This window comes from Pseudomonas sp. PKS, from assembly GCF_051913525.1.
Classification (GTDB): domain Bacteria; phylum Pseudomonadota; class Gammaproteobacteria; order Pseudomonadales; family Pseudomonadaceae; genus Aquipseudomonas; species Aquipseudomonas guariconensis_D.
The window spans coordinates 282,228-306,026 of record NZ_JBEGDO010000001.1 but is presented as its reverse complement, the minus strand read 5'-3'; the positions used below and the strand labels follow the sequence as shown (position 1 = coordinate 306,026).

Below are 23,799 nucleotides of genomic sequence, written 5' to 3'. Positions count from 1 at the left end.
TTTTGGGGCCTGTAAGGCCCCGGCTTTGTTTTTGCCTCCAAACAACATGTAAATAACCTTATTTTTTAAAGGTTATTTGTACACTCACTAGGGTGGACTGCTTAGCTTCTGCCATAGGGTATAGTTCCATCACTCAGAGGCTACCGCCCCTGTAGCGTCGATTGGTTTCAGCCATTGGCACCTTGAATGACACGTGAAAAATCTGCGACAGAGCAGGGCCCCACACTCGATGCTTATGAGCTCAAAATGGCTCGTGAGCGCCCAGCTTTTTTGAATCAAGAAATGCTTGATGCCATTGCCCGAGAGCATGCTGGCAACCTGATCAAAATCGGCAGCGGCATGCCAACGGCTTTGGATGACGAGACATTGCTGGCGCCCAATCAGTGCCTACGCGACAAACATGCCTGCGATGATCCGAGCATCTAGCAAAGCATGATGAGGGAGGTCTGATCCGTCGTTCAGCGGCTTGAGGGTGAGCGCGTTGGTGGGCGCCGGATACACGTTTTGCGGCCATTTACCTTCGTTGTACGCTAGCTCGCAGAACAGCTCCCAGTCGTACTCTGGGGCATCAGTCACTACCGTTATCATGCAGTCGAATGAGCGCAGAAACGCTATCAGCCTTTCGCGGGCCTCAAGAATAGGACAGTTATGGTCACCACCCCACAGCTGAGGGAGAACGATCTCCTTTACGAAATCGCTGCAGTCTTCGGGGGGCCATGTGTCGAGCAGTTCGACATAAAATTCCCTGCCGTCCTCTGCTACCAGCGCCAGCGAAATCAGTTTTGCTGTGGCGTTGAGCTGCGTGAATTCGCAATCTAGAAAAATTCTCATCAGAAGGATCCTGTACCACTAATGCTTCGTAATCGATTCACGATGGCCCAAGAAGGAGTGCTCTGGAAAGCTGCGTTGGAACACCTGGGCCCCCAAGGACTTCTCGAAACCGTGGTTGATCTGCTGCGTTCCTTCGGGCCGAGACCCGCCCGCAGCCAAAAGGAGTATCTCGAACGGCAATGGCTAAGCGAGGACATTCTCAGGATAGTTAAGAGCGCTCAGGTGGAGGCGGGCATCGAGGCGCCAGGCCCAGACGATCTGCCCAATAGAGTTACGATCCTGGCGTGCTACAGCGATTACCTCGCAGACCGCCTCTTGCTGCTAGTGCCCGCTGACGTCCTCCCTCGTGAACTGGTGGGGAGGCGAATTGATGATGACCTGGGCATCTGAAGCCTTAGAGTCTCTGTAGACTTACCCTGCACTAAGGGCCCGAGCACAAAGGTCGAGCACGTATCATTCAAATGCTTGCTCGAGGAGCACTTTCATCATGTCTGCGGCCGAACCTTGGAGCCAAAGCTCCTGGCTGCAGACCTCTACACGAGCAGGATTGACGTGAATGACTTTCGCGCCTGCTCCTAACGCATGTAAGGGCAGCTCCGCGGCTGGATATACGACGCCGGATGTACCGATCGAGAAGAACAAGTCACAAGCACCTGAGGCAGCAAAACCCGCGCTCCAGGCTGCGTCCGGAAGCATTTCTCCGAACCATACGACTCCGGGTCTGATGTATCCGTTACATGCACCGCACCGCGGTGGCTCAAGACGGCAACCATCCACGGGTAAGTCATCAGAAGGAAGGGGCGCCATGCGGGCATTGCCGCAGTCAATGCACCTAGGTGAATGAAGGCTACCGTGGAGATGAATCACGTCCTGGCTACCAGCCCGTTCATGCAGGTCATCCACGTTCTGGGTCACGACTGTCAGCCTAGGAACGTGCTTAGCGAGTTCTGCTATCGCGAGATGAGCTGCATTCGGCTGCGCTTGGAGCACTTTCAACCTACGCCACTCATACCAACCCCAGCACAGCCCAGGATCCGCACGGAACGCTTCGGCCGTCGCTAATTGAGCAGGGTCGAATCGAGACCAAAGACCGGTCAACGCATCTCTGAACGTTGGGATTCCACTCTCTGCCGATACGCCGGCGCCGGTGAAAATGACAACGTGCCTTGCCTCCTGCAAAAGCTTAGCGATGGTAGTGAGCGGCATTGAGATGTCCTGGAAATTCGTTCCCTTGAGGTTACCCGAGCCTACCTGTTTGGTCATTGCGCGATGCTGAGTGATCGAGCAGCAGCGCTTGTGTAAGTCCTATAAATGTCCAGAAAACCAAGCTGGCGCCAAAACCCAGGTAAGAGCGGGTAGGGGCGGTTCACATCAAAAATCACTGTATTCATATACAGCATATATATCAGATACGGAGAAACGCACACCGATTGAGCAGATTTTGCATCGCTGGCGCTGGTAGAGCGGCACGGAACCGGATATGCCGTCAAAGCTCCATAATTTCTCGTAAGCCCCAAACCACGGGCCTTCCAGGCTAATTTAGCTGCCTTTTCTGGACAGTTATGAGACGGCAGCGAGCTCTAAGTATCAAATCTCCCAGCAGGGAAAAGAATGCTGTATGCATATACAGATTTCCCCGCTAGGACAAATCATTGTGTCCGATGGGGGTAGGCGCGCCGTTTTCCAAAATGCTAGGGTGAAGCTCGCGAGACGCCATCCACACCATCTCCGAGGCACCAATGAAAAGGACAGGAAGTCGCCAGCGCGCTAGGGAAAGCATCGTCAGAATCATCGCAAAGATCCAGAAACTCGAGGCAGCCCGTCACTCTGGACAACCTGGAATCATTGAACGACTGAGGGCTATGTTTGGAGCCGCGTTCAGGACACAGTAGAGTGCGGGGTCGAGCCCGCGCGTGCAGCAGGGCAGATCCTGAATGAGCCGCACTGTGAACTAGCGCCCCAGCTGGCGCTCAGAGATCCGAACTGATGATCACCGCGATCTACCCGCGTGGACTCGCCGCATCGGTCGCACATCACGCCAGCCTTCTCGTCATTTTTCACCAATGAATCCCCTCCGAAACTTCTCTGCCTGCATATTGATCAGGTACCGCTAGCAAGCGGAGCGCGCAAGGCGTGAGGATCGAAGCCCGGAGGGCCAAGACGAAAGCGAAGCGGCCGGCTTGGTTCACGAGAGCCGACCCACCGGGCACGCCCTAGACAGCCCTGTATGCCTACTCGTCGAGCTCCAACCGACATACTGGCTTACCACATCGGGTCAAAATGAACGTATGACCTTTCTCTGCGAGCTTGAGCACTCGACGAAAACGTCGACGCGCCTGGCTGATGCTCATCACGTGTTCCATAACACCCTCTTAACCTAACAAACGTCGAAGAAGTCCTTCGACCTGGGTGTTCTCATACCTGGCGCATAGCTCGTCGAGCTTGGCGCCCCGACGCTCGCCAGTGGCAAGGCTCAGCCCATGCAGCGCGTTTACCAGCCGTTGCTGCTCCTCAACACCTTCGCGAACGTCTTGCCACATCGAATTGACCAGCTTCACAACTGACTCCAGCTCCGCAGCCAAAACCTGTGTCTCGATGAGCTTGTTACTGTTCACCGCAGTCTTGAGAGCCCCGGCACGCCGCTCAAGCTCCTGAAGCTGCTCGCTCAAGGTCTCCGCCTGGTCGACGGACGTAGCAACACCATCAATGAAGATTTTGTCTTCTTGGATGCTGTAGATGGCCAGCGAGCCATTGGCACCACCGGTGACATCCAGCGCCAGCACATTGCCTAACCTCAAAGGCCGCGGGATCCAGGTATGCCCGGTACAGACTCGCCACACTCCCGGGACGCCTTCACGATGGTGCTTAACGATCCGATCTCGTCCCCATAGGGCGATCTCCTCCATCGCGGGATTGTCGAGTTGCTCCAGGAAGGTCGGCCAGGCCATGCCCGCCGGCACATCTGCGTGCACAACGCCGACGACGCCCCGATTCGACGCAACCTCGATCGCGACCGGAAGACTCCGAAGTTTCTCGATGATCATCGCTTTTGACTCATCAGCGATCGTCATCCACCAGCCCGCGCCATGCGCAGAATAGCGAGCCTCGGGATTGGCTTCATATGCGTCGATTAGCATTCGCTCGTGGTTACCCTGGACACTGAAGAACCAGGGCTCGCCGAGCAGCTTTAGCCCATCCAACACACCAGGCCCGCGGTCGATGACATCCCCTACAGCGATCAGCCGATCCTTAGCCTTATCGAAGCCCAACGCGCGCAGCCCGCGGTGAAGATCTGTAGTTTTGAAGTGGATGTCTCCGACTACAAAGTCTCGACCGTGGGGATTTTTTGGAAGCTGGAGAACCTTAAAATTCATGGGGCAGGGTACGTCTCCGGTGCCGTTGCCGGCATGTCGATAGCCCACCTATTTTCCGCTTATCAAACGCATACGTCGAGGAAAGCTGCCTCATCAGCAACGCCTCCCGTAATGATCCCAAATTGGGACATTAAGGCCGTTTTTATGGGTTAATGTTCCCAAAAGGGATCATTATGGAGAGCGGTGATTTGGCTTTACTTAGAGAAATTTGTAGGGAATCTAAGGTCAGGCCGAGAGTCTGACTCGCCCAGGCTCAATCATCACGCTCTAGTATCGCATCCAGTGGCTAGTCGCTCATGCGTAGGAGAAGAGGCAATTTATGGATCGCGAAGGCCCTGGGACTTCAGGTACCTTTGATGCTCCGGCATCACCCAATCATGAACAAGCGTTTCCGACGACCGCTTCTGAGCGCCTTCAGCTGGCACTCGATGCTGGCGCCATCATCGGAACATGGGTGTGGGACATTCCCGAAAACCGAGTAACTGCCGATGAGCGCTTTTCCCGATCATTCGGGCTGCCGGCGGACAGGTGCATGGCCGGCATTCCGATCGAACAGGCGTTCTCCTCCATTCACCCTGATGACCGTGATCGTGTCTCCGCCGACATCCAGGAAGCGATGAATCGTGGTGGAGCATATCGGTGTGAGTACAGGGTACGGCAAGAAGATGGTAGCTATCGGTGGATCGAGGCAAATGGGCGCGCTGAGCTCAACACTGAAGGCACAGCTGTACGCTTCCCTGGGATCCTCATGGACATCGAGTCACGCCGCTCTGCCGAAGCGGAGCGCGACAGGATGTCAGTGTTACTCAGGACTTTTACTGCTGCAGTGCCTGGAGTCGTCTACGCCAAAGACTTGGAAGGCCGGCTCCTTGTTGCCAACCATGGAGCTACCCAGCTCATAGGCAAGCCACCAGAGTTCTATCTAGGCAAAACCGATTTGGAAGTTCTGGAAGACAAGTCTCAGGCACGCCAAATCATGGAAACTGATCAACGCGTGATGCATGGCGGGAAGGCCGTGCAAATTGAAGAGCGTGTCGACATGCCGGATGGCACTGCTACCTACTGGCTTTCGATCAAAGCTCCTCTTTGCGATGAGCACGGCAGGGTAATGGGGCTCATTGGCTCATCCATCGATGTTACCGCGCGAAGAAATGCCGAGTCGGAGCTTTTAGAGCTCAATCGCACCTTAGAAGCGAGAGTCGAAGAAGCCGTGGCCGAGCGAGAGGCAGCCCAGGCAGCGCTCCGGCAATCGCAGAAGATGGAAGCAGTCGGGCAGTTGACCGGGGGTATCGCTCATGACTTCAACAATTTACTGGCAGGCATCACCGGAAGCCTGGATCTAATCAAGCTTCGATTGAAGCAGGGGCGTGTCTCCGATGTCGAACGGTACCTGACGGTGGCCCACGGGGCGGCCCAAAGAGCTGCATCCCTGACTCATCGGCTCTTGGCTTTCTCTCGTCGCCAGACGTTGATGCCCGTTCACATCGATGTGAACACCCTCATCAGAGATATGGAGGAGCTGATTAGCCGGACAGTGGGGCCAAAAGCCCAGCTCAAGGTGGAACTTAATGCAATTTCGAGTACCTGTCTGGTCGATCCGGCCCAGGTGGAGAACTCGCTGCTGAACCTGTGCATCAATGCTCGTGATGCCTTGGAAGGTGGAGGTTCTATCTCAATCAAAACGTATAACGAGGAGCTGGCGCTTGGCACAGAACTGGATCCGGAGCTTGCACCCGGAACCTACTTCACGATTTGTGTTTCCGACGACGGTGTCGGCATGAGTCCAGAGACGCTTACTCGAGCATTTGAACCGTTCTTCACGACAAAACCTGTCGGGGCAGGCACTGGGCTTGGCCTGTCCATGATTTACGGCTTCGCCAAACAATCAGGAGGCCAGGTCAGGATCGAGTCAGAGGAGGGCAACGGAACCCGGGTGTACCTTCAGCTACCCAGTCATGAAGCTGAGGCCGCTGCTTCAGCTCGCTCCGAGCCATCGAATGAGTCGCCAGTGATTTCGTCAGGAGAGACAATACTGGTTGTAGATGACGAGCCCTCCGTCCGCATGTTCGTGAGTGAGGCCTTGGGTGGCTGCGGGTACATCGTGATTGAGGCGGCTGACAGTCTTGCCGGCCTTCAATTGCTCCGCTCGGATACCCGCATCGATCTACTTGTGACAGACATTGGCCTCCCCGGTGGAATCGACGGCAGGCAGATGGCCGATACTGGCCGTGGTACCAGGCCTGGGCTGCCTGTCTTGTTCATGACTGGGTACGCGCAGCCGCATGTCCTGGACAACGCTCAGCTGGAGCTCAAAACGGCTGTCCTGACCAAACCATTCGCACTCGAAGCATTGACGCTGCACGTTAATGCCTTGCTTAGGGACGGCTAAGGGCCTACTGCTGTATAGAGTGCCTGCAAAGGTGAGGGGTCGACTACGATCAACCTCACCCAAAATGACCGCACATGGGAGTGGAAGTCATGCAAATGGTACCCGTTCGATCGTCAGCTATCACAGCTGTAGGCTACGATCCAGACACCCGCAGAATGAAGATCGCATTCAAGCAAGGTCGCACCTATGACTTCTGCGGCGTGCCTCCGGAGGTTCATCGAGGGTTGATGAGTGCCGGATCTGTGGGAGCTTATTATGATCGGGTGATCCGCGACCGTTATCAGTGCTGATCGTCAGCCAACTGTTGCCCATCGTCTAGGGTTTCCCCGCGACAGCGTTTGCAATAGTGGAGGTGATAGTGACCTTGAGCTTCCAAAAATGAAGAGAACACTTCTGGGAATGGCGGAAGCAGGCGAACCATTGCTAAGGGAAGCGCTAGAAGCAATTCGGGCCTACAACGAAGCACAGGCTCAAGCGCGGCCTGCAGCAGAAATTGAGCGCCTTCGCCTTGAAGCTGATCATCTGTATCAGACCGTGATCGACTTTCAGCTGCACAAAGCCGGCACTTTACGCCGGCAGGTGCACTAACGTCAGCGGTGAAGGTCGGCCAAGCTCTTTGGCCACGCTGGTTGATACGTCATGCTGACTACGGCCTGCTTGGTAACAGCAAACACCCCAACGATAGCATTCACGTTGTCTGAGCCTGTTAGTACGTGAAGGCCAACTCGGTCTGCACTGAAGTCTGCTCCCCGGGTTTAACTGCGCGGGAATGGCGGCGACCAGGCAATTGAATTGTGCTTGAATCTTCCAGCTTGATGCTCAGTCCAAGCAAGCCACCATCATGCTGAAGCTCATCAAGCTCGGCTCGCATTTTTGACATCAAGTCCGATGCTGACCTTCCAGTGTCCTCGCTTAGTGTCAGCGTGAGAAGCGTCAACGGGCTCAGCTCGAGCCGACTGCTGATCTGTTCAAGCTTGTCCAGAGTGATGCTTGATTTCCCTAATTCAAGCTTTGATAGGTAGGTGCGGCTGGTCGTGTCAGCAAAGTCCCGCTGTGTGATATTACGCTTGCTGCGCAGTGCACGAAGCACGTTGGCGAAGGAGGCTTTGAGCGTCATGCTTCGTTCTCTGCGTTTTTGGCCATTTTGATAGGGGGCTACGTATCCTGCCTTTAGCCTATCATGGGTGGAAAATGATCACTCGCATCTAGAGGCAACACCGCACCGCCTGTTCGCAGCGCAGAAGCAATTTGAGATTAAGAATATGCAGCGAAAAAATCAGCAACCAGCCCTCCCTGATGACCCTCTCTATCAGCAAGCCATAGAGGCCATGAAGCGATACGATCAAGCGAAAGCGGATGGGAAGCCTGAGGCTGAGGTGGAGCGTCTTCGTATCGAGGCTGAGCACGCATTTCAGACAGTCACCGATTACCAACTCGAAGCGCTCGGGGGCCTGTCTCCGACTCGGAACTAGGACTGATCGACTAAGTACCGGGGCTCCATCACAGGGCATAGGTTTCGTGCTGCCATCCTTGCGTCAAACAAGCTGGCGCTTTAGGGCAACTGGATTGCCTTAAGGGACATGACTCCGATGAAAGATGCGTTTCAGGTAGGATGGCAGAGCCTCTGCAGCCCAGCTCGGGACTGCATCTGACCTGCTTGAGATCCACCTATGAACGGACACTCGAACACCTTCATCGACCTTGATCGTACTTTCTCCAAAATCCCCTTCGACTCTGATGCGTCCGACGATATTGATTTGAGTGGTCGCCATAGCAGGAGCGGAGACCTTCGCTGGCCAGACCTGCTTCAGCACCGCCGAGTCATACTGCTGTCCGAGGCCGGATCAGGCAAAACCGCTGAAATCCGGAATGTCACTCGTCAGCTCCGCAGCGAAGGGAAGGTGGCCTTCTTTCTACGGATCGAGAACGTCTCCACGGATTTGGAAGACGCAATCGAGGAAGGTGGGTTCGATGAGTTCGAAAGCTGGTTAGATTCGGGCACCGAAGGTTGGCTGTTCATGGATTCAGTGGACGAAGCTCGGTTGAAAGATCCGAGGGATTTCGAGCGCGCAATCCGTAAGATTGGCCGTTTGACTCAACGCTTAGGGGCCCTGGCGCACATACTAATCACCGGGCGGAGCACAGCGTGGCGTGCCAGGACGGATCTAGTGATCTGTGAGCAGAGCTTTGCCTTTGAGCCCATAGCCCAGCAAGCACCTACTTCTGAGTCTGATGTGCTTGCCGACTCAGCGCACACGGTATCAACAAAATCGAAGTCAGGTGTGTCGTTCCTCGTAGTGACTCTCGACGACATTCATGGGAAACAAGTCGAGCAGTTGTTAGCCGCCACTGGCGTCGAAGATGGCAAAGCATTTCAAGCTGAACTTGAGCGTAGGGATGCATGGTCACTGACGACTCGCCCCTTGGACTTCTTGGAACTCGTCGATTATTGGCAGACACACCATCGTATAGGCTCGCGCCTGGAGCTGATGAAAAGCAGTATCGATCGTCGCCTGGAAGAGCGAGACCAAAATCGCGCCGAGATCAAGCCTATCGCACCAGAGAAGCTTCGCGAAGGCGTCCGTCTCATAGCTGCCGCGACTACATTTGGACAGATTTCTGCCGTCCGCGTCCCCGATGGCGACGCCAACAAAAAGGGTATTCCAGTTCGATCTATCCTTAAGGACTGGAATGACGCAGACGCTGGTGCTCTGTTGACCCGCCCGATTTTCGAGCCGGGCATTTATGGAACGGTTCGCTTTCACCATCGCACTGTCCGTGAATACCTAACAGCGGAATGGCTTCACGAGCTAATTCGAGATGCAGCCTCTCGCGTCAAGATCGAGAATCTGTTCTTCCGCACCCAATACGGACTGCAGGTAATCAACCCCTCGCTGCGTCCAGTCTTGCCTTGGCTGGCGCTATTGGATAATCGCATTTGCGCACGGCTGGAGGAGGTTGCTCCAGAGGTATTCTTCGAGGGTGGTGATCCAGGCCAGCTCCCATTAACTACTCGCCGGAACGTACTGCGTAAAGCCTGCGAGCAGTTGGCGCAGCCGGCGCATAGCTGGTCGATGACTGACTACTCAGCGGTGCAGCGATTCGCGCACCACGATCTCACTGAAGACATCAAAGACTTGCTGGCGCTCTACAGTTCCAACGACGATATCACCTGGTTCCTTCTGCGAATGGTTTGGCAAGGGGAGGTCATAGGAGCACTTGCAGAAGCCAAGCAATTTGCCCTCACCGCAATACACAAACACACGCGCATAGCCGCCATCCGCGCCGTGATCGATTTGGGTACTCCCCAGGACGTCGCAGAAGTGCGCCAAGGGTTGTTGGTCGGTGACAAGGAAGTCAACCGGGAATGGTTGGCAGAGCTCGTAGATAACTTGCCGCCGAACCACGGCTCACTTTGTTGGCTGCTAGAAGCGATCGGACGTGCCGCTAAGAAGGAACGATACAGCGGTAGGGACAGCCTTGCGTTGAACCTTTCATCCTTCGTTGCAGACTTACCACTGGAGCTTCTCCCTACCTTCATCCAAGGGCTAGGAGAGCTCTTGGCCAAGCCGCCTACCAAAGATCACGGGTTCATTACCATCTCGAAAAGGTACATCTGGCTTGCCGAAATTGCTGGTCAATGTGTGCTCCGACTGATCCATGAGCGAGATCCCTTTGCCCTCGATGCAGCCGCCCTAGGCATCTTGAGCAAGCTCGCTCTAGCCCATGTCTACGATGAGAGGGATATTCGAGAGCTAGGCGAGAACCTCAGAGCAACCGTGCCCACTTGGCCTGAACTGGACTACAAACTCTTCTGGTATGACGTTGAGGTTGCCCGGAAGGGGCGCATGCATCGCAACGAAGCCGTAATCAACGTCTGGCAACTGATCGGCTTCCGGCCATTTTGGACGTTGAACAGGGAGAATTTCAGTCTCGCCTGCGACCAGATTGTTAGCCTCGCTGACTTTCAAGATCGCCACATGGCGATGAGTATGGCCGTTGAAATCTTTAAGCAGCATGGTAGGCCGGCTGATTGGGAGATTCTGCTTCGGAAGGCCACTGAATGTGACGCCGAGTTAAGCAACAAGCTGGAGCTCATGTTGAATCCTCCGGCGCGACAGGTCGAGGTATGGGAGATACAGCAAGCCCAGTGGAAAGAAGAAGCGGCCCAGCGAGAGGATGAGGAAGCGAATCGACGTCGCGAGTGGCGTGAAGGGCTTGCTGCAGATGTAGAGTTGATTAACAGCCCCGAGGCGGGCGTGATGACTCGCCGTCAAGCTTATCTCCTGGAGCAGATGCGTGATGGTAGGTCATCCTCAAGCACATGGAGCAACGGCAACTGGCAGTCACTCGCTCCAGAGTTCGGAATGCCGGTCGCTCAAGCGTTTCGCGAGGGTGTAATCAAATTCTGGAGGGGCTATTGCCCGCAGCTCCCATCCGAAGGTGCCCCGGCGAATATCACTCCTTACCAGGTGATTCTGGGGTTGACGGGGCTTGCTATCGAAGCCAGGGAGGAGTCGTCCAGTTTCCTCCAAATGTCTTGTAGGGATGCAGAGTATGCCGTTCGATATGCCCTGCTTGAACTGAATGGCTTCCCAGAGTGGCTACCTAAGCTTTTCGAGCACTGGCCGGAACCGCTTCTAGACATCGTAGCACGTGAAATCTGTTACGAGCTGGGTCATCCATGCTCGGACTCGGGTGGCAATCATGTCCTACGTAGGCTGCGTTACGGTGGCGAATGGATGTATGAAGCGCTGTCAAATCCGCTCCTGGCCCGTCTTTCCCAACCTGTGAAAACGCTGGAATCCCTTCAACTCGGATTAAGCGTCGTAGTGGAATCTTCGGTCAGTGATCAGGCACTCGCTGTGCTTGCCTGCGAGCGTGCTATGGCAGAGAGCGATCTGGATATCGCACCATCTTGGTATGCTATGTGGATTGGATCAGAACCAGCTAAGGGCATCCCAGCACTGGCCACGCGTATCCAATCCCTGACGTCAGAGGATGCAAAGGCGCAATTTGCCATGCTCTGCCTGATCGCTATCGTTGGTAGTCACAATGCGCGCCGCTGCAGGCAGAATTACAAGACGGTGGAGCATGCAAAGGCGCTCTATCTACTGGTTAACGAGCACGTTCGTATCGCAGATGATATTCGTCGCGAAGGGACAGGCGTCTATTCGCCTGGCCTCAGGGACGATGCACAGTATGCTCGAGATGGACTACTAGCCTTCATCCAAGAAACACCCGGGAAAGAAGCGTTCCTGGCCTTGGAAGAAATTGCCCGCGCACATCCTACAGAGAGCCTTCGCCCCTGGAGTGCATTTTACGCTCAGCAGAAAGCCACGGCAGACTCGCAGACAGCGCCTTGGCCTCCGGAGAAGGTCATCGATTTCCATGACTCCCTGGAATGCACTCCGTCCACGCACAGAGAGCTTTGGAACCTAGCGATCGATCGCTTACTGGATTTGAAGCACTTGCTGGAAGAGAGTGACTCAAGCTGGGCAGAGCTTCTGTTGCCTTCAAGTCAAGAAACCTCGGTTCGCAAATACATTGGTGACTGGTGTAGAGAGCGCGCTGCAGGCCGCTACAGCGTAGTCCAGGAGGAGCAGCTTGCGGACGACAAGCGACCTGACTACAGGTTCCTGAACACCCAGTTCGATGCCCCCGTACCGGTCGAACTGAAGCTCTCGCAGAACTGGAGCGGGCCGCAGCATTTCGAGCGACTTGAGAATCAGCTATGCGGGGATTACCTTCGCGATGACAGGTCGAGCTGTGGAATCTTTTTGCTTGTCAGCCGAGATGATCAAACCAGATGGGAGACCCCAAAGGGTGATCGAGTCGGGTTTGACGGCTTGGTATCAGCCTTGCAGGAACACTGGTTGAGTATCGCCTCTAGATATCCTGGCGCAGAGGACATAAAGGTCATCGGCATCGACCTTACCAAGCGAGGAGGACAGGCAGCAGCTAAAGCCATCAAGGCCAACCAGGTGGAAGCCGGCCTGAGTGAGGAGGGGTAAAACCTTGGGCGATCTCATTGAAGGCGAGCGTCGATTCAGACGGCTGCTTTGGGCTCTCTCCGATCTCCGCCCTGGCGACCCTAAAGCTGTAGCTGTCCTTCAGGAGCTGGATCTGGTCGAGTGCGACCTTTGCGACGTGTCCTTATCCTGCAAACATCTCCTCGACCTGGTCACTAAATCTCCTCGATCCTCAGGTCGCTTGGTCGTTGACGAGCACACGATCCCGATGCCTTGGCGGGAGCGATTTGTCCAAGCCAGCATTGGGTCTACCCGAGTTGCCGCGGGCCCGTATTTCGATGATTTGGAAAAATTCGTGGAGGAATGGGGGAGGGAGATGACTCATCTTCAGGCGCATCGTGATGCGGCCGTTCCGACTGAACTTTCGCATCTATTGCTGCAGCCACCTGATGACGAGCCCACAGGCCCGGATTTGTAACGTAGTTTCTGGAATGTAACATCGACAACGTTACATTCCGAAAACCGCGTTACAAACCATGAGGTTGGGCTTTTAGGGTAGAGCGCCGCATTGCTTCGGCTAGGTGCTCTTTGAGCTTTTCAATGCTCATGACCTCGGAGCCACGATGCACCACCGCATGGCAGTTCGGGCACAGCGGGATCAGATCCTTTATAGGATCAAGCTTGTACTCTGCGCCGATCGTACTAAGGGGAACGATGTGGTGGACATGGATGAGCCCTTCGGCAACCTCGCCATAAACCAGTCCGAAGTCAAATTTGCACGCATAGCAAACCGCTTTGTAGTGATCGATACATGCTGCCCGAGCCTGAGCGCTGCGCTCATATGCATTAACCTTTACCTCGCGGACGGCGCCCTCTAGGTACAGTTCGGGCTTACCGACCTCTTCAGGGAGTGCTGGCATCGGTGGCTCGTCGCACGCAAACCACTCGCCATCCTGCTTCAGTAGCCACTTACGAAGGATGGAGCGCTCAAAGTCTTTGATCTTTGCAGGCCCCGCACCGTCCTCATCCTGGCGCTCATCTGAGTGTGTAATCTTGAACGTATAGAGTTCGTATCCTTCCTCTCCAACCAGCCTGAGATGCTCCACGCTCTGCGGATAACCATGGTTACGACGCCCATTCTCGATTTCCCAATCCTCGCTGAGGATCAGTGTACGACCGCCACTTATGTGGATATCCCATGCGCCAAAAATGATCTTGTGCTCTTGGTGATTCACAAACGACCAGCTCCAATTCCAATTTCTGCATGTCGCTCCCAAGGATAGGATGAACGCTTTGCGGTTTGGGTAGTACGGAGTGGTCATACGCAGATCCTGGCGTGGAGAACCGAAAGGGTGGTGAGGGACGTGCGGAACGTGACGGAGTCGACAACGTTAGCGCTTCGCTTATAGCATCAGGCCACATGGCCATCAAAGCGCCATGCAAAAGCACTTCGCCAAGGAACGTCGACTGTGATCACAAAAATCCGTATCCGTGGGTACCGCATCTACAAAGATTTCGAGCTCAAGCCCAATCCGGGCGTAAACATCCTGGTCGGTGACAATGACGCCGGGAAGTCCACATTGATGGAGGCCATTTCGCTGGCGCTGAACGGCCGTATAGGTGGACGGGGGATCCTCGAAGAACTGAATCCACACTGGTTCAACACTGAAATGGTGGCTGAGTTTCTCGCACTTCGGAAAGCAGGGAAGACGCCTAAGCTTCCGGAGATCCTGATTGAGCTTTATCTGCAAGATGTAGCTGATTTGCAGATGCTACTCGGCGCGGTGAATGCGGACGTGCCTACCAACGTGTGCCCGGGGGTATTCCTCTCCATTTACCCGAACGAGGAATATCAGGACGAGCTGGATCAGTGGCTCAAGGAACCTTCACACCTGCTGCCCGTTGAGTATTACACCTACGAATGGCGGTCGTTTGCTGACAACGAGCTCACTCGGCGCCCACGGGCGCTCTCGGTGGCCACGATCGATTCTCGGACGGTCAAGTCCGCTGCCGGGGTCGATTACCATCTTCGGCAAATTCTGAGTGATCACCTGGAGTCAGCCGAGAAGGCGCAAATCTCGCTGGACTATCGAGGCGTCAAAGCATCCATGACTGAAGGGGCGCTGGCGCCGGTGAACAAGCGGCTTGCGGGACTGGGCGCTGCTCTACAGTCTGAGCCTATGGCGCTGGCTATGGATCAGACCTCTCGAACAGCCTGGGATAGCGTAGTCACGCCCCACGTCGATGGCCTTCCATTCGCGATGGCTGGTCAGGGGCAGCAAGCCGCAATCAAGATCTCCCTCGCGATGAAACGGCATTCTTCAAGCGTGAAAATCGTGATGATCGAGGAGCCTGAAAACCACCTCTCACACACCAGTCTCACGACTCTGCTCGATCGTATTGAGGACTTGGCGACAGAGGAGCAGCAGCTCTTCATCTCTACCCACAGCACTTACGTTTTGAACCGGCTCGGCCTTAACGCGTTGCTACTACTCCACCGCAACAGCGCGGCCAAGATCACGGAGCTCGATCCAACAACGGTGAGCTATTTTCAAAAGCTCCCGGGCTACGACACCCTCCGCCTCGTACTGGCGAGAAGAGTTGTCCTGGTTGAGGGGCCATCCGATGAGATCATTTTCGAACGTGTCTATCAGGATCTCTACGGGGCCCGCCCAATGGCCCATGGTGTTGATGTCATCAGCATGCGCGGGTTGGCCCTGGCTCGGTGCTTAGAACTCTGTGCTGCCATCAACAAGCCGGTCGCCGTCATGCGAGACAACGATGGCATTGAGCCAAAAGAGCTGCGTGAACCAGTTAAGAAGTGGCTGGAAGCGAAGCGCAGAGATCTGTTCATCGGCGACGTTGTCCACGGCAAGACGCTCGAGCCGCAACTCATCACCGCCAACGGTGAACCTCAGTTACGGAAGACGTTGGGCATCAAAGATTCAGCCGACTTGCTGACGTGGATGACACGCGAGAAAACGGAAGGGGCGATTCGGATTGCTGTGTCTGACGAAGCCCTCAGCCCACCTCCTTACATGAAGGCCGCGGCGGAGTTCATTCACAATGCCTAACCATCTGACACTCGCGGTCGCCGGCGGGAGAAAAACACAAGGCCTCGTAGATCACTGCAAAGGACTACCCAGTGACCGCCGCGTCCTTGTTGCCACCTTTACACAGACAAATCAGCAAGAACTTTCCCACCGGCTTCGAGCACAGGCTGGTGATCTCCACAACATCGAGGTGTTGGGTTGGTACACGTTTTTGCTTCGCCACTTTGCAAAGCCGTTCCTGCCGGTGAAATTCCCCGGTGAACGGGTAGGGGGCTTCAATTTCGAAGGACGCCCTTACAGGTTCGCCAAGGGCAAGCAAAGGTTCATGGACGCAAGCAACCAGGTCTACGGCTGCGAGCTCGGCCGCCTGGCGCGCGAACTAATGGCAGAAACACCTGCGCTGGTTCGTCGCCTAGAGCACCTCTACGACGAAATTCTGATCGACGAGGTTCAGGATCTGAGTGGGTACGACTGGGAGATCATCCATGATCTGCTGCAGTCCCGAATCGACGTTCGCATGGTTGGTGATGTACGCCAGGCCGTCCTGTCGACCAACCCGAGGGGGCAGAAGAATAAGCAGTATGGCTATGCCGGCGCTCTCGAATGGTTTCAGGAGCGAGAGCAGGGTGGGCTGTTGAGTATCAACTACGCGACGGTCACCTATCGGTGTCGGACGGAGATCGCAACGTTCTCTGACACCATTTTTGATGAGTCTTGGGGTTTTCCCGGCACCACCTCGGAGAACCACGAGGTCTCTGTCCATGACGGTGTTTTCCTGGTGCACTCGAAGCACGTTGACCAATACGTAGAGCGGTACCGGCCGCAATGCCTTCGTGCCACAGTGGCATCGGGGAAGGAGTTCACCCTCGACTTCATGAATTTCAAGGTCTCTAAAGGCGCTACGTTCGAGCGTGTGCTAGTCGTGCCTACAGGGCCCATCGCAGCTTTCATCCAGAAGGAGACCTGCCTTGAAGCTATGTCTGCGGCCGCGTTCTACGTAGCAGCAACGCGTGCAAAACAGAGCCTGGCGATCGTGATCGATAAGCCGGGCAAGTCGACTCTGCCGGTCTGGGAACCCTGACTATTTCGAGAGACAAATGGAAAGGGTGATGCCCATATCGGCGCCACCCTTAATAGACGGGCTACCTTGTAGCCCGCTGATCCTCAGTATGTGGCGTGCCGCCAAACGCTCTAAGATCGTAGGCCTGTCGCAGAGCAGCTTCATCGCTCGAGTGCACCCGAGTCTGAGCGAAAGGCATGTTCAGAAAACGCCGGCGCTCGTCATTTCCGAGCTCCGACCAATACCTCACCTGGCCCGACTCATCTGGTACTCCAAACTCGCCAAGTAGGTAGCCCTCCAGGGCTGTCAGACGCTGCTGGCCGTCCAGCAGCACCTCGCTATTGATCGCAAACGCTCCAGCGCGATCGGCATACGCGTACCAGTCATTTACTAGGTACGAACCAAGTTCTGCCCCCATCCAAATCGAGGTGATGAATCTGACCTTCTGCTCGTCCGTCCATACAGCCGGCCGCTGCCAGGGTGCGAGGGGATGACCCATAGCGAATCGTGTGGCCCATGGGTATTGAGCGCGTGCTTTGGCAGGGTCAGCAGTGAATTTCTCAAGGTTGGAAGCGAGCGTGTTCACCTGGTGCATGTAGAGCGTGGTTTCGAGCTGCTTTTGCGGCATACGTATGCAGTTGGAATCGTCGGCGCTACTGAAAATCTGGAATGCTACGTAGTGAGAGGACATTTGATCTTGAAAAAACCTTAAATTAATTTAGGATCGCGCGTGGCGTGCCTTTAGACACTGACGCGCTTTTATTAAGGCCAAGTAAGATAGCATGGTTGCAGCAAAGAAAAACTCAAAGACGGCAAGCTTGAAACATCCCAAAATAGGCACATTGATAAAAATGTTCTTTATACGGTACGTGAACCCACTTCACGTACCGTATAAAGAACATCCAGAATGGGGCTATAGAATCCAAATTTATTTTTTCGACCCTAAAAAAAATTACTAACCATATATCAAAGTGAAGTCAGTGATAGGTTGGTGTTTGCAGCACTTGAAAGCGGAGCGCGCAGGCCTCTGGCCGAAGGCGTGAGGATGGCAGCCCGTAGGGCCAAGACGGCTGCGCAGCTGCGGCTTGGTTCACAACAGCCGTCCCCACAGGGGCACGCTAGAAAATGTGCTTGGATATGAAGGGCAGGGCACATGACCGTCAGAGCTAAATCAACCCTCAGCCCCCGTGTTAGAGCGTTTTCGGTGAGCAGGATCCACCAGATCTTTCACAGCTTCACGGCTGCGTAAAACCTGCTCCCGGATTTCCTCGGGATCAATCGACATCCCGCCGCGGTAAGTGGCCCTCAAGGTTTTGAGCTGATTGAGTGCATCGATGAACTCGCGCTCACGCCTTATCTCGCCTTCTGGCCTATGATCCGGAAAGAGGAAGCCCCAGATACGAAACATGAAATCCATGACGCAGGTTGCCTCGTGGCGGAGTTGAGCGGTGGCTGATCTTAGATGATGAAAGAGCCTGAAGCCAAGTGTTGAGTAAAATGCTAAACATCAAAGAACCTCATTCCGCCCGTCGGCGACTGCGTACTTAGACCAACCTGTGTACTACGGTTAATCAAGGTTACCTCACCTCAGCTCTGGTCGACTCAAAGAGGTTCTTCACCCATCAATTCCTTCCAGCATCTTGTGACTCAGCTGTCTTGCGACAGATAAAGCGACCAGCAGCAAAGACAGCGATTGAGGATCATGAGATGGCCAACATACTCACCCATGCTGCTCGACATGCTGAAGCGGAACTCCACGCTGCCGGCATTGAAGTGGGACACGCGAACCTTCAGGAAGTCTTGGCTGCGCTCCTTGGCTACCACACCTATCGAGCACTCAAGCATGAAGAGGATGACCAAGAGCTTGAGCATCATCTGTCCGATGCAGAGTTCATCGTTCTCAACCAGGAGCTTGGAGAATGCCGTGCGGCTGAGCTGTTCGAGCTCCCAGGCGAGGTGTTGCTCAAGTGCATAGCGGCGCTGGAGGAATGCCTGCCAGCTCAGATTCTCCCAAGCGTGGACGCGTACCTTGAGCGTCATGGAGTGAACGCGGTAATCGCAGCTTTGACAAACAATCCGCCACAGAGATTGCACCTTGGGCCGGATTGGAGCTCGGGGTACAAGCTGAGCGCTGACCAACGCTTTTCATTTCATGAGCCAATCTGGGAAGCGCGTCGCTCATGGCACGTGCATGCAGAAATCTCTTTGCAAAGCATTGCATCTGACGCGAAGCAGCGGAAAATCAATGTGCTGCTCACTTATGCGAAAGCGGGCCGCTCTGGACTGGTCTTGAAGGGAGTCAATCCGGTCGAGGACATCACTGCAGTTCTTGACAGTACGCAAGTGGATCAGTTGGTTCGAAGGGATGACGGTTCAATTGGGCGTCCTTGGGTAGCTGTTGTTGTCCGTACCACCTCTGGTGCCGTCCTTGGAAGCGCTGTTTCATTCGCTGATAATCCAGAAGATGCAGAGGTCGACGCTTTGACCGACGCGCTCGATTCGGCTGTGCATGGTGATAATGATGGAGCAAATCAAACCAACGGTTACCACATCTTCCAGCTTGATGTGGATCACGCCTTTACGTCTGCACGGCTTAAGCAAATGGCCCTAGAGGCGGGGATTGAGATCATTCACCGCTCCAATCGCCCTAAGCAAATGGGCGGAACAATAGAAGCTATTTTTCACAAGATCTCGGAGTCAATGATCATGAAGCAGCCAAGCCTACACGCCCTGAAACCTATTTCGGATGAGGAAATAATGTCGACTGAAGAGTTCGAGCAGCTCTTCAAAAAGAGCTGAAGGCTCACGACCTTAGCAAAGAGGAGGGCGCACGCCTTCCTCTTTGTGCCTGTTGAATATGAAAAGCGCAGAGCTCGTCTGACGCCATTCAGTATAGCCACCCTCCGGGGTCACCCCCTTGGAGTTGTTATTGACGACTTACGCAAAGTCGAAAAAGAAAGACTCTGGTATTTTTCGACTGCTTTTCTAACCCTTGGGTCGCCAGTTCCCATAGCAAACTCTACTAAATTTACGCGGCATTTTCTTGCAAATTTCCCTTCTGGAGAGGTTGCGAAAAGCCTGGCAGGAGGTAAGGGTTTTTCGGGATCCAGCTCCAAATGCATGAGATACTGCTCAAAAATTTGCTTAAATTGACCTCCTAAAGCTCGAGATGAGCCGCCAGGCAGTGTCTCGATCCATTCGCCTGCGGAATTTCTATAAAATTGGTTTAGTAGCCCAGGGCTTCTAGTGCTTCCCATTAAGCGCCTTCTTGAATTTCGTGAATACCTAGCAAGTGCGAAATACACCATAGTGATTAGCTTGTATTTTTCACCATATGGGAGATGCGCGAGGCTATTCATATACCAATCCATTTCAAACTCAGTCATTTTTATGAAATTCGGCTTATGCTTAGCAAACAAGCCTGCAAGCGCAGGCTCAAATTCAAGAACTGAAACGTCTTGATAGTAGAATTTATAAAACCGGTTGATCACGATCTGAGCGAAGCCCAGTTGGCGTGAAACATCACGAGACGCTGATAAGAATGGGCGCCAGTATTGGTTTATTGGCCAGGCTCCGTAATTCAGCAGTGGATTTGGTACGAACTTTAAACTGGAACTCGGCAAACACCAGCTAGCAGGTGGATTGCAAAAAAATGCCACATAACGCTCGATCTCGAGAGGCTTCAGATCCAGCAGCGATAGCCCTTGAGAGAAGCACCAGTTCAACAGGCGCTCAAGGTGAATGGTTTCAAAGTAATACGCCTCAGTAGCTTGCTCTGGTCTCCAGCTATGTGCAAGCCAGGCAAGGTAACGCTGACAGTACCAGACGCTGATGAATGGCAGACTAGATGACACCACATCCTCGAGCTTGGCCGTCACATCGGAATTTTCAGGAAATTGACTGAGCCCAATTGGACGCCATTGGTCGTACGGGCAGAAGATGGGAAAAGGGACAAACGGCGACACCATGCGGGGCACCAGCATCGTAAAATTGTGCAGTTACTAGAGATTGTAGCCGGTAAGACGCGTCTCCTTAGCCCACACAGGTTTGCGATTTGTGGATCTAGACTATACGAGAGAGGTGCACCGCAGGCCTATGAATCTGAAGGGAACACAGGTTTTTGGAAGAAAGCTCACAGGATCGTGAAAATGAACAGCAGACGTGTTGTAGGCGCAATACCATTTAACATAATGCACATTATGCGCACATCTGCATAAAGACACCGGCCCGTGGGTTAGCCACATTTGACGCCCGCCCCAAGCCCTGAACACTGCACTGCAACCCTGCACCATGAATCACCCCAACGCACAAAGCGATTTCAAAAACTCACGCGCCAACGTGATTTACATCCCCAGCTGTCCTACCATGCGCACCAAACAACCCGATCAGGAAGATCTCTGATGAGCGTCTCGACTTCATCCCAAAAAACATTCCATTACGGTCCGAATCTGGTGGGTCTCTACGTCGCGGTCACGTTCTTCAGTTTTTGCTCAGCTATTGCGTACTACCTGGCGGCAGCCGAAAACAACACCAAGGCCGCGATAATATTTCCCCTTGGGCTTTTCATGACGCTTGCCGCGTTTGTCCTTGCCGCCTATTACTCGCGCGCTTGTGCGCCCAGGGAGATCGTTTTCGAAGCAGACCGTGTCCTGATCCCCGCGCAGCGTTTGTCTTCCCGGATCGCGAGCCTGAAGTATGTCGACTTGATCAATGTCAAGCTCACCAAAGTGTTCGGCGAAGACGCGCTGGTGATCCAACACCGCGATGGCAAGCTCAAGTTGCCGCTTGCGATGCTGCATAAGACCGATGTCCATGAGCTTCATCGGGAACTGATGAACAGGCGCGCGCCCCAAGCGGTGCAGGCTGGTGCTGCGGCGTCGGCGGTTTGACGGTGCCACTCGCCTTGCAGGGCTTTCTTTTTTAGATCGAAAAGATATAACTCAACAAAATGTTCATTTTGTTGAGTTATATAATCGCTCGTCATGCTTTGCACTACTGCCACCGCAAAACCGGCCATCCTGTCGCGTCAGCATGCGCCCGCAGCACTGGATCCGGATTGACCGTATGTGGATTGGCGACCAGCGAAAGCAACGGCAGGTCATTGCGAGAATCCGAATAAAAGTAAGCCCCTTCTAACCCTTCGCCATGCTCTTGCAGCCAGCTGTGCAGCCGCGCCACTTTGCCTTCTCGGTAGGTCAAGATCCCACTGGTATTGCCGGTATAAGTCCCCTGCTGGTGCTCAAGATCAATCGCCAGCACTTCTTTCACACCCAGTTGCTTGGCGATACGACTCACCAAGAAGTGTGCCGACGCTGAAATGATCAGTACGCGGTCGCCCTCCTCCCGATGTCGCGCCAGGCACGCAATGGCGTCATCGTGGATCCGTGGGGTAATGATGTCTTCCACGAAGGGGTCCACCGCTTCGGCCACCTCCTCTATCGTGCGGCCCACCAGCGGGGACAGGCTGAATGTCATATACGCTTCCATCGCCAACTTGCCTTGCGCATAAAGCGCCATGAGTTCGCGATCGCGCTCGATGAAGCTGGGCCCGTCAACCCAGCCGAGCGCAGCCATATGGCTGCTCCACAGGCTGGCGCAGTCGCCGTCGATAAGGGTGTCGTCCAGGTCAAAAAGTGCGAGGGCCATTGGCCACCTCCAAGGTGCAGGTTCGTGGTGCGAAGGCTTTGCCAGCCTTCGCCCGGTGAAATGTCAGTGGTATCAGCGAGGCGCGACGGCGGCAGGCGACGCCAGGGGTTGGGCGTCAGTCGCCTGGCTTGTCGGGCGACTGTTCCAGAACGGCACCAGCAGCAAGCTTGCAAGCAGCGCCGCGCCCGTGAAGACGAAGAACACGGTAATGGTGTCGAAGTAGCCAGGCAGCAGCCCGCCAAGGATGGCGCCAACCGAGCCACACCCATTGACGAATCCTGTGGCGGTACCCGCGGACTCGCTAGTGCCGAAATCGATGGCGGCGGCGCCGCTGATCATCGAGTCAGGGCCATAGAGGGTGACGCCCATCATGAACAGCAAGCCGACGACCAGGTAGATGTTGCCGCTTTGCATCGTCGGCACGAACAGTATCAGCCACAGGGTCAGTGCCATCAGGCTGAGGACGCAGGCCGGCATGCGCCGAGCGCCAAACAGTTTGTCGGAGACGATGCCGATCAGGATTGGCCCGACCAACCCTGCGACTTCGAATGCGGACGGTACGATGGCCGAAGCCACTTTGCCGATGCTCGGCATGCGCTCGTAGACGATCACCGGCCCCCACATCAGGATTGCATAACGAGCAGGCTTGAGCAGGAAGTAGGCCATCCCTAGTACCAGGACCGTACGATTGGCGAACACCTTGCGCAGCGCAGTCCAGTAGTTCTCCCGGGGGACGTCGTCTCGACCGGTCGGCTGGTCCTGCGCCTCCACCGCAGGCAACCCCACATCCTGCGGGCGGTTGCGCTGCAGCAGGAAGAACAGCACGGCAACAACGATAACGACACCGGCCGAAGATACGAACGCCATGCGCCAGTCATGGGAGATCTGATAGGCCCACCACCCGGCGAACGGCGTGGCGACCAGGCCGCCAAAGGCGTAGCAAGTGCTCCAATAGCCCAGCACGCGCCCGCGCTCGCGGGTGGCGAAGAAACAGCCGATGTTCTTGCACAACCCCGACCAGCCGGTGGATTGCGCCAGCCCCTGGATCACCATGCAGCTGGCGAAGATCGGCAAGGTTGCCAAGGTGCCCATGGCCAGCGCGGCCAGGGCCGACACCACGAGCCCGCCGAGCACGACCACCCGGGTACCGTAACGGTCGGCGAATACACCCCATGCGAACTGGCCGACGGCGTAGGCAGCCAGGTACAGCGCGTCGAGGTTGGCCATAGCCGCTTTGTCGAGCGTGAAAGTGGGGTCTTCGGCGATGCCCAGCTTGGCTACTGAAAATGCCTTGCGGGTGAAATAGAACGCGGCATAGGCCAGCCACGTGATGATGAATATCTGAACGCGCCAGCGTTGAAGGGATTTCCAGTAATGGTGGGCGTTCTCAGGACTCTTGTACATGTTGTTGTCCTCTGTTGATTACCGCGACGTAGGCCTGACACCCCTGCACTGCTCGATCAAGGCGCCGGCC

Annotated in this window: 22 protein-coding genes; 11 read left to right on the top strand and 11 right to left on the bottom strand. The window is 55.0% G+C overall.

Annotated features, from left to right (window positions below):
- Positions 1 to 186: 186 nt before the first annotated feature.
- The gene (locus ABOA88_RS01485) at positions 187 to 426 is read left to right on the top strand and encodes a hypothetical protein (RefSeq protein ID WP_367850829.1); all 240 of its coding nucleotides are present in this window, start codon (positions 187 to 189) and stop codon (positions 424 to 426) included.
- On the opposite strand, the gene ABOA88_RS01480 is transcribed toward ABOA88_RS01485, so the two are convergent.
- Positions 388 to 831 carry a hypothetical protein gene (locus ABOA88_RS01480; RefSeq protein WP_367850828.1) on the bottom strand — a complete coding sequence of 148 codons (444 nt, stop codon included), beginning with the start codon at positions 829 to 831 and terminating at the stop codon, positions 388 to 390. The two genes, ABOA88_RS01485 and ABOA88_RS01480, sit on opposite strands and share 39 nt — an antisense overlap.
- 42 nt (positions 832 to 873) lie before the next feature.
- Here ABOA88_RS01480 and ABOA88_RS01475 point away from each other — a divergent pair, with 42 nt between their 5' ends.
- Positions 874 to 1,221: a hypothetical protein gene (locus ABOA88_RS01475; protein WP_367850827.1), complete on the top strand. Its 348-nt coding sequence runs from the start codon at positions 874 to 876 to the stop codon at positions 1,219 to 1,221.
- A gap of 63 nt (positions 1,222 to 1,284) precedes the next feature.
- On the opposite strand, the gene ABOA88_RS01470 is transcribed toward ABOA88_RS01475, so the two are convergent.
- From ABOA88_RS01470 to ABOA88_RS01460, 3 genes are all read right to left on the bottom strand, one after another.
- Positions 1,285 to 2,037 carry an SIR2 family NAD-dependent protein deacylase gene (locus ABOA88_RS01470; RefSeq protein WP_367850918.1) on the bottom strand — a complete coding sequence of 251 codons (753 nt, stop codon included), beginning with the start codon at positions 2,035 to 2,037 and terminating at the stop codon, positions 1,285 to 1,287.
- Between the two features lie 1,025 nt (positions 2,038 to 3,062).
- Positions 3,063 to 3,182 (bottom strand): type II toxin-antitoxin system Phd/YefM family antitoxin, encoded by a 120-nt coding sequence (locus ABOA88_RS01465; protein WP_162911999.1) that lies wholly within the window; start codon positions 3,180 to 3,182, stop codon positions 3,063 to 3,065.
- Positions 3,183 to 3,203: 21 nt separating this feature from the next.
- Complete coding sequence (locus ABOA88_RS01460; RefSeq protein ID WP_367850826.1) at positions 3,204 to 4,205, bottom strand: metallophosphoesterase; 1,002 nt, start codon at positions 4,203 to 4,205, stop codon at positions 3,204 to 3,206.
- Positions 4,206 to 4,524: 319 nt separating this feature from the next.
- Between ABOA88_RS01460 and ABOA88_RS01455 the strand changes: the two genes are divergently transcribed.
- The 3 genes from ABOA88_RS01455 to ABOA88_RS01445 all read left to right on the top strand — a co-directional run bounded on the left by ABOA88_RS01455 (position 4,525) and on the right by ABOA88_RS01445 (position 7,182).
- Positions 4,525 to 6,594: a hybrid sensor histidine kinase/response regulator gene (locus ABOA88_RS01455; protein WP_367850825.1), complete on the top strand. Its 2,070-nt coding sequence runs from the start codon at positions 4,525 to 4,527 to the stop codon at positions 6,592 to 6,594.
- 74 nt (positions 6,595 to 6,668) lie between these two features.
- On the top strand, positions 6,669 to 6,884 hold the full coding sequence (locus ABOA88_RS01450; RefSeq protein WP_348635193.1) for a KTSC domain-containing protein: 216 nt from the start codon (positions 6,669 to 6,671) through the stop codon (positions 6,882 to 6,884).
- Positions 6,885 to 6,972: 88 nt separating this feature from the next.
- Positions 6,973 to 7,182, top strand: a complete 210-nt coding sequence (locus ABOA88_RS01445) for a hypothetical protein (protein WP_138217796.1) — start codon at positions 6,973 to 6,975, stop codon at positions 7,180 to 7,182.
- Positions 7,183 to 7,300: 118 nt separating this feature from the next.
- Here the strand turns inward: ABOA88_RS01445 and ABOA88_RS01440 are convergent, their stop codons facing one another.
- Positions 7,301 to 7,711 (bottom strand): helix-turn-helix domain-containing protein, encoded by a 411-nt coding sequence (locus ABOA88_RS01440; protein WP_367850824.1) that lies wholly within the window; start codon positions 7,709 to 7,711, stop codon positions 7,301 to 7,303.
- 553 nt (positions 7,712 to 8,264) lie between these two features.
- Here ABOA88_RS01440 and ABOA88_RS01435 point away from each other — a divergent pair.
- On the top strand, positions 8,265 to 12,608 hold the full coding sequence (locus tag ABOA88_RS01435; protein WP_367850823.1) for an NACHT domain-containing protein: 4,344 nt from the start codon (positions 8,265 to 8,267) through the stop codon (positions 12,606 to 12,608).
- A 4-nt stretch (positions 12,609 to 12,612) separates the two neighbouring features.
- Positions 12,613 to 13,044 (top strand): hypothetical protein, encoded by a 432-nt coding sequence (locus tag ABOA88_RS01430; RefSeq protein WP_367850822.1) that lies wholly within the window; start codon positions 12,613 to 12,615, stop codon positions 13,042 to 13,044.
- 49 nt (positions 13,045 to 13,093) lie between these two features.
- Here the strand turns inward: ABOA88_RS01430 and ABOA88_RS01425 are convergent, their stop codons facing one another.
- Complete coding sequence (locus ABOA88_RS01425; RefSeq protein ID WP_367850821.1) at positions 13,094 to 13,888, bottom strand: HNH endonuclease; 795 nt, start codon at positions 13,886 to 13,888, stop codon at positions 13,094 to 13,096.
- Positions 13,889 to 14,035: 147 nt separating this feature from the next.
- On the opposite strand from ABOA88_RS01425, the gene ABOA88_RS01420 reads away from it, so the two are divergent.
- Positions 14,036 to 15,640 carry an ATP-dependent nuclease gene (locus ABOA88_RS01420; protein ID WP_367850820.1) on the top strand — a complete coding sequence of 535 codons (1,605 nt, stop codon included), beginning with the start codon at positions 14,036 to 14,038 and terminating at the stop codon, positions 15,638 to 15,640.
- A complete protein-coding gene (locus ABOA88_RS01415) occupies positions 15,633 to 16,700 on the top strand; it encodes a UvrD-helicase domain-containing protein (RefSeq protein WP_367850819.1) in 1,068 nt (355 codons plus the stop codon). The genes ABOA88_RS01420 and ABOA88_RS01415 overlap by 8 nt, the downstream gene beginning before the upstream one ends.
- Positions 16,701 to 16,761: 61 nt before the next feature.
- Here the strand turns inward: ABOA88_RS01415 and ABOA88_RS01410 are convergent, their stop codons facing one another.
- Together ABOA88_RS01410 and ABOA88_RS01405 are read right to left on the bottom strand one after the other, a co-directional pair.
- Positions 16,762 to 17,178: a DUF262 domain-containing protein gene (locus ABOA88_RS01410; protein WP_367850916.1), complete on the bottom strand. Its 417-nt coding sequence runs from the start codon at positions 17,176 to 17,178 to the stop codon at positions 16,762 to 16,764.
- A 672-nt stretch (positions 17,179 to 17,850) separates the two neighbouring features.
- The gene (locus tag ABOA88_RS01405; protein WP_367850818.1) at positions 17,851 to 18,096 is read right to left on the bottom strand and encodes a hypothetical protein; all 246 of its coding nucleotides are present in this window, start codon (positions 18,094 to 18,096) and stop codon (positions 17,851 to 17,853) included.
- 290 nt (positions 18,097 to 18,386) lie between these two features.
- On the opposite strand from ABOA88_RS01405, the gene ABOA88_RS01400 reads away from it, so the two are divergent.
- Positions 18,387 to 19,478, top strand: coding sequence for a hypothetical protein (locus ABOA88_RS01400; RefSeq protein ID WP_367850817.1), 1,092 nt, complete (start codon positions 18,387 to 18,389; stop codon positions 19,476 to 19,478).
- Positions 19,479 to 19,588: 110 nt separating this feature from the next.
- Here ABOA88_RS01400 and ABOA88_RS01395 read toward each other — a convergent pair whose 3' ends face one another.
- The gene (locus tag ABOA88_RS01395) at positions 19,589 to 20,647 is read right to left on the bottom strand and encodes a hypothetical protein (RefSeq protein WP_367850816.1); all 1,059 of its coding nucleotides are present in this window, start codon (positions 20,645 to 20,647) and stop codon (positions 19,589 to 19,591) included.
- Positions 20,648 to 21,079: 432 nt separating this feature from the next.
- On the opposite strand from ABOA88_RS01395, the gene ABOA88_RS01390 reads away from it, so the two are divergent.
- A complete protein-coding gene (locus tag ABOA88_RS01390) occupies positions 21,080 to 21,568 on the top strand; it encodes a hypothetical protein (RefSeq protein WP_196168374.1) in 489 nt (162 codons plus the stop codon).
- A 103-nt stretch (positions 21,569 to 21,671) separates the two neighbouring features.
- Here the strand turns inward: ABOA88_RS01390 and ABOA88_RS01385 are convergent, their stop codons facing one another.
- Together ABOA88_RS01385 and ABOA88_RS01380 are read right to left on the bottom strand one after the other, a co-directional pair.
- A complete protein-coding gene (locus tag ABOA88_RS01385) occupies positions 21,672 to 22,325 on the bottom strand; it encodes an HAD family hydrolase (RefSeq protein ID WP_367850815.1) in 654 nt (217 codons plus the stop codon).
- Between the two features lie 72 nt (positions 22,326 to 22,397).
- Positions 22,398 to 23,729: an MFS transporter gene (locus ABOA88_RS01380; protein ID WP_367850814.1), complete on the bottom strand. Its 1,332-nt coding sequence runs from the start codon at positions 23,727 to 23,729 to the stop codon at positions 22,398 to 22,400.
- Between the last annotated feature and the right edge of the window lie 70 nt (positions 23,730 to 23,799).

Excerpts from the sequence above, each read along its gene's own strand:
- ABOA88_RS01485 (WP_367850829.1), top strand. The coding sequence starts at position 187 with ATGACACGTGAAAAATCTGCGACAGAGCAGGGCCCCACACTCGATGCT.
- ABOA88_RS01480 (WP_367850828.1), bottom strand. The coding sequence starts at position 831 with ATGAGAATTTTTCTAGATTGCGAATTCACGCAGCTCAACGCCACAGCA.
- ABOA88_RS01475 (WP_367850827.1), top strand. The coding sequence starts at position 874 with ATGGCCCAAGAAGGAGTGCTCTGGAAAGCTGCGTTGGAACACCTGGGC.
- ABOA88_RS01470 (WP_367850918.1), bottom strand. The coding sequence starts at position 2,037 with ATGCCGCTCACTACCATCGCTAAGCTTTTGCAGGAGGCAAGGCACGTT.
- ABOA88_RS01465 (WP_162911999.1), bottom strand. The coding sequence starts at position 3,182 with ATGAGCATCAGCCAGGCGCGTCGACGTTTTCGTCGAGTGCTCAAGCTC.
- ABOA88_RS01460 (WP_367850826.1), bottom strand. The coding sequence starts at position 4,205 with ATGAATTTTAAGGTTCTCCAGCTTCCAAAAAATCCCCACGGTCGAGAC.
- ABOA88_RS01455 (WP_367850825.1), top strand. The coding sequence starts at position 4,525 with ATGGATCGCGAAGGCCCTGGGACTTCAGGTACCTTTGATGCTCCGGCA.
- ABOA88_RS01450 (WP_348635193.1), top strand. The coding sequence starts at position 6,669 with ATGGGAGTGGAAGTCATGCAAATGGTACCCGTTCGATCGTCAGCTATC.
- ABOA88_RS01445 (WP_138217796.1), top strand. The coding sequence starts at position 6,973 with ATGAAGAGAACACTTCTGGGAATGGCGGAAGCAGGCGAACCATTGCTA.
- ABOA88_RS01440 (WP_367850824.1), bottom strand. The coding sequence starts at position 7,711 with ATGACGCTCAAAGCCTCCTTCGCCAACGTGCTTCGTGCACTGCGCAGC.
- ABOA88_RS01435 (WP_367850823.1), top strand. The coding sequence starts at position 8,265 with ATGAACGGACACTCGAACACCTTCATCGACCTTGATCGTACTTTCTCC.
- ABOA88_RS01425 (WP_367850821.1), bottom strand. The coding sequence starts at position 13,888 with ATGACCACTCCGTACTACCCAAACCGCAAAGCGTTCATCCTATCCTTG.
- ABOA88_RS01415 (WP_367850819.1), top strand. The coding sequence starts at position 15,633 with ATGCCTAACCATCTGACACTCGCGGTCGCCGGCGGGAGAAAAACACAA.
- ABOA88_RS01410 (WP_367850916.1), bottom strand. The coding sequence starts at position 17,178 with ATGGGTCATCCCCTCGCACCCTGGCAGCGGCCGGCTGTATGGACGGAC.
- ABOA88_RS01405 (WP_367850818.1), bottom strand. The coding sequence starts at position 18,096 with ATGGATTTCATGTTTCGTATCTGGGGCTTCCTCTTTCCGGATCATAGG.
- ABOA88_RS01400 (WP_367850817.1), top strand. The coding sequence starts at position 18,387 with ATGGCCAACATACTCACCCATGCTGCTCGACATGCTGAAGCGGAACTC.
- ABOA88_RS01395 (WP_367850816.1), bottom strand. The coding sequence starts at position 20,647 with ATGGTGTCGCCGTTTGTCCCTTTTCCCATCTTCTGCCCGTACGACCAA.
- ABOA88_RS01390 (WP_196168374.1), top strand. The coding sequence starts at position 21,080 with ATGAGCGTCTCGACTTCATCCCAAAAAACATTCCATTACGGTCCGAAT.
- ABOA88_RS01385 (WP_367850815.1), bottom strand. The coding sequence starts at position 22,325 with ATGGCCCTCGCACTTTTTGACCTGGACGACACCCTTATCGACGGCGAC.
- ABOA88_RS01380 (WP_367850814.1), bottom strand. The coding sequence starts at position 23,729 with ATGTACAAGAGTCCTGAGAACGCCCACCATTACTGGAAATCCCTTCAA.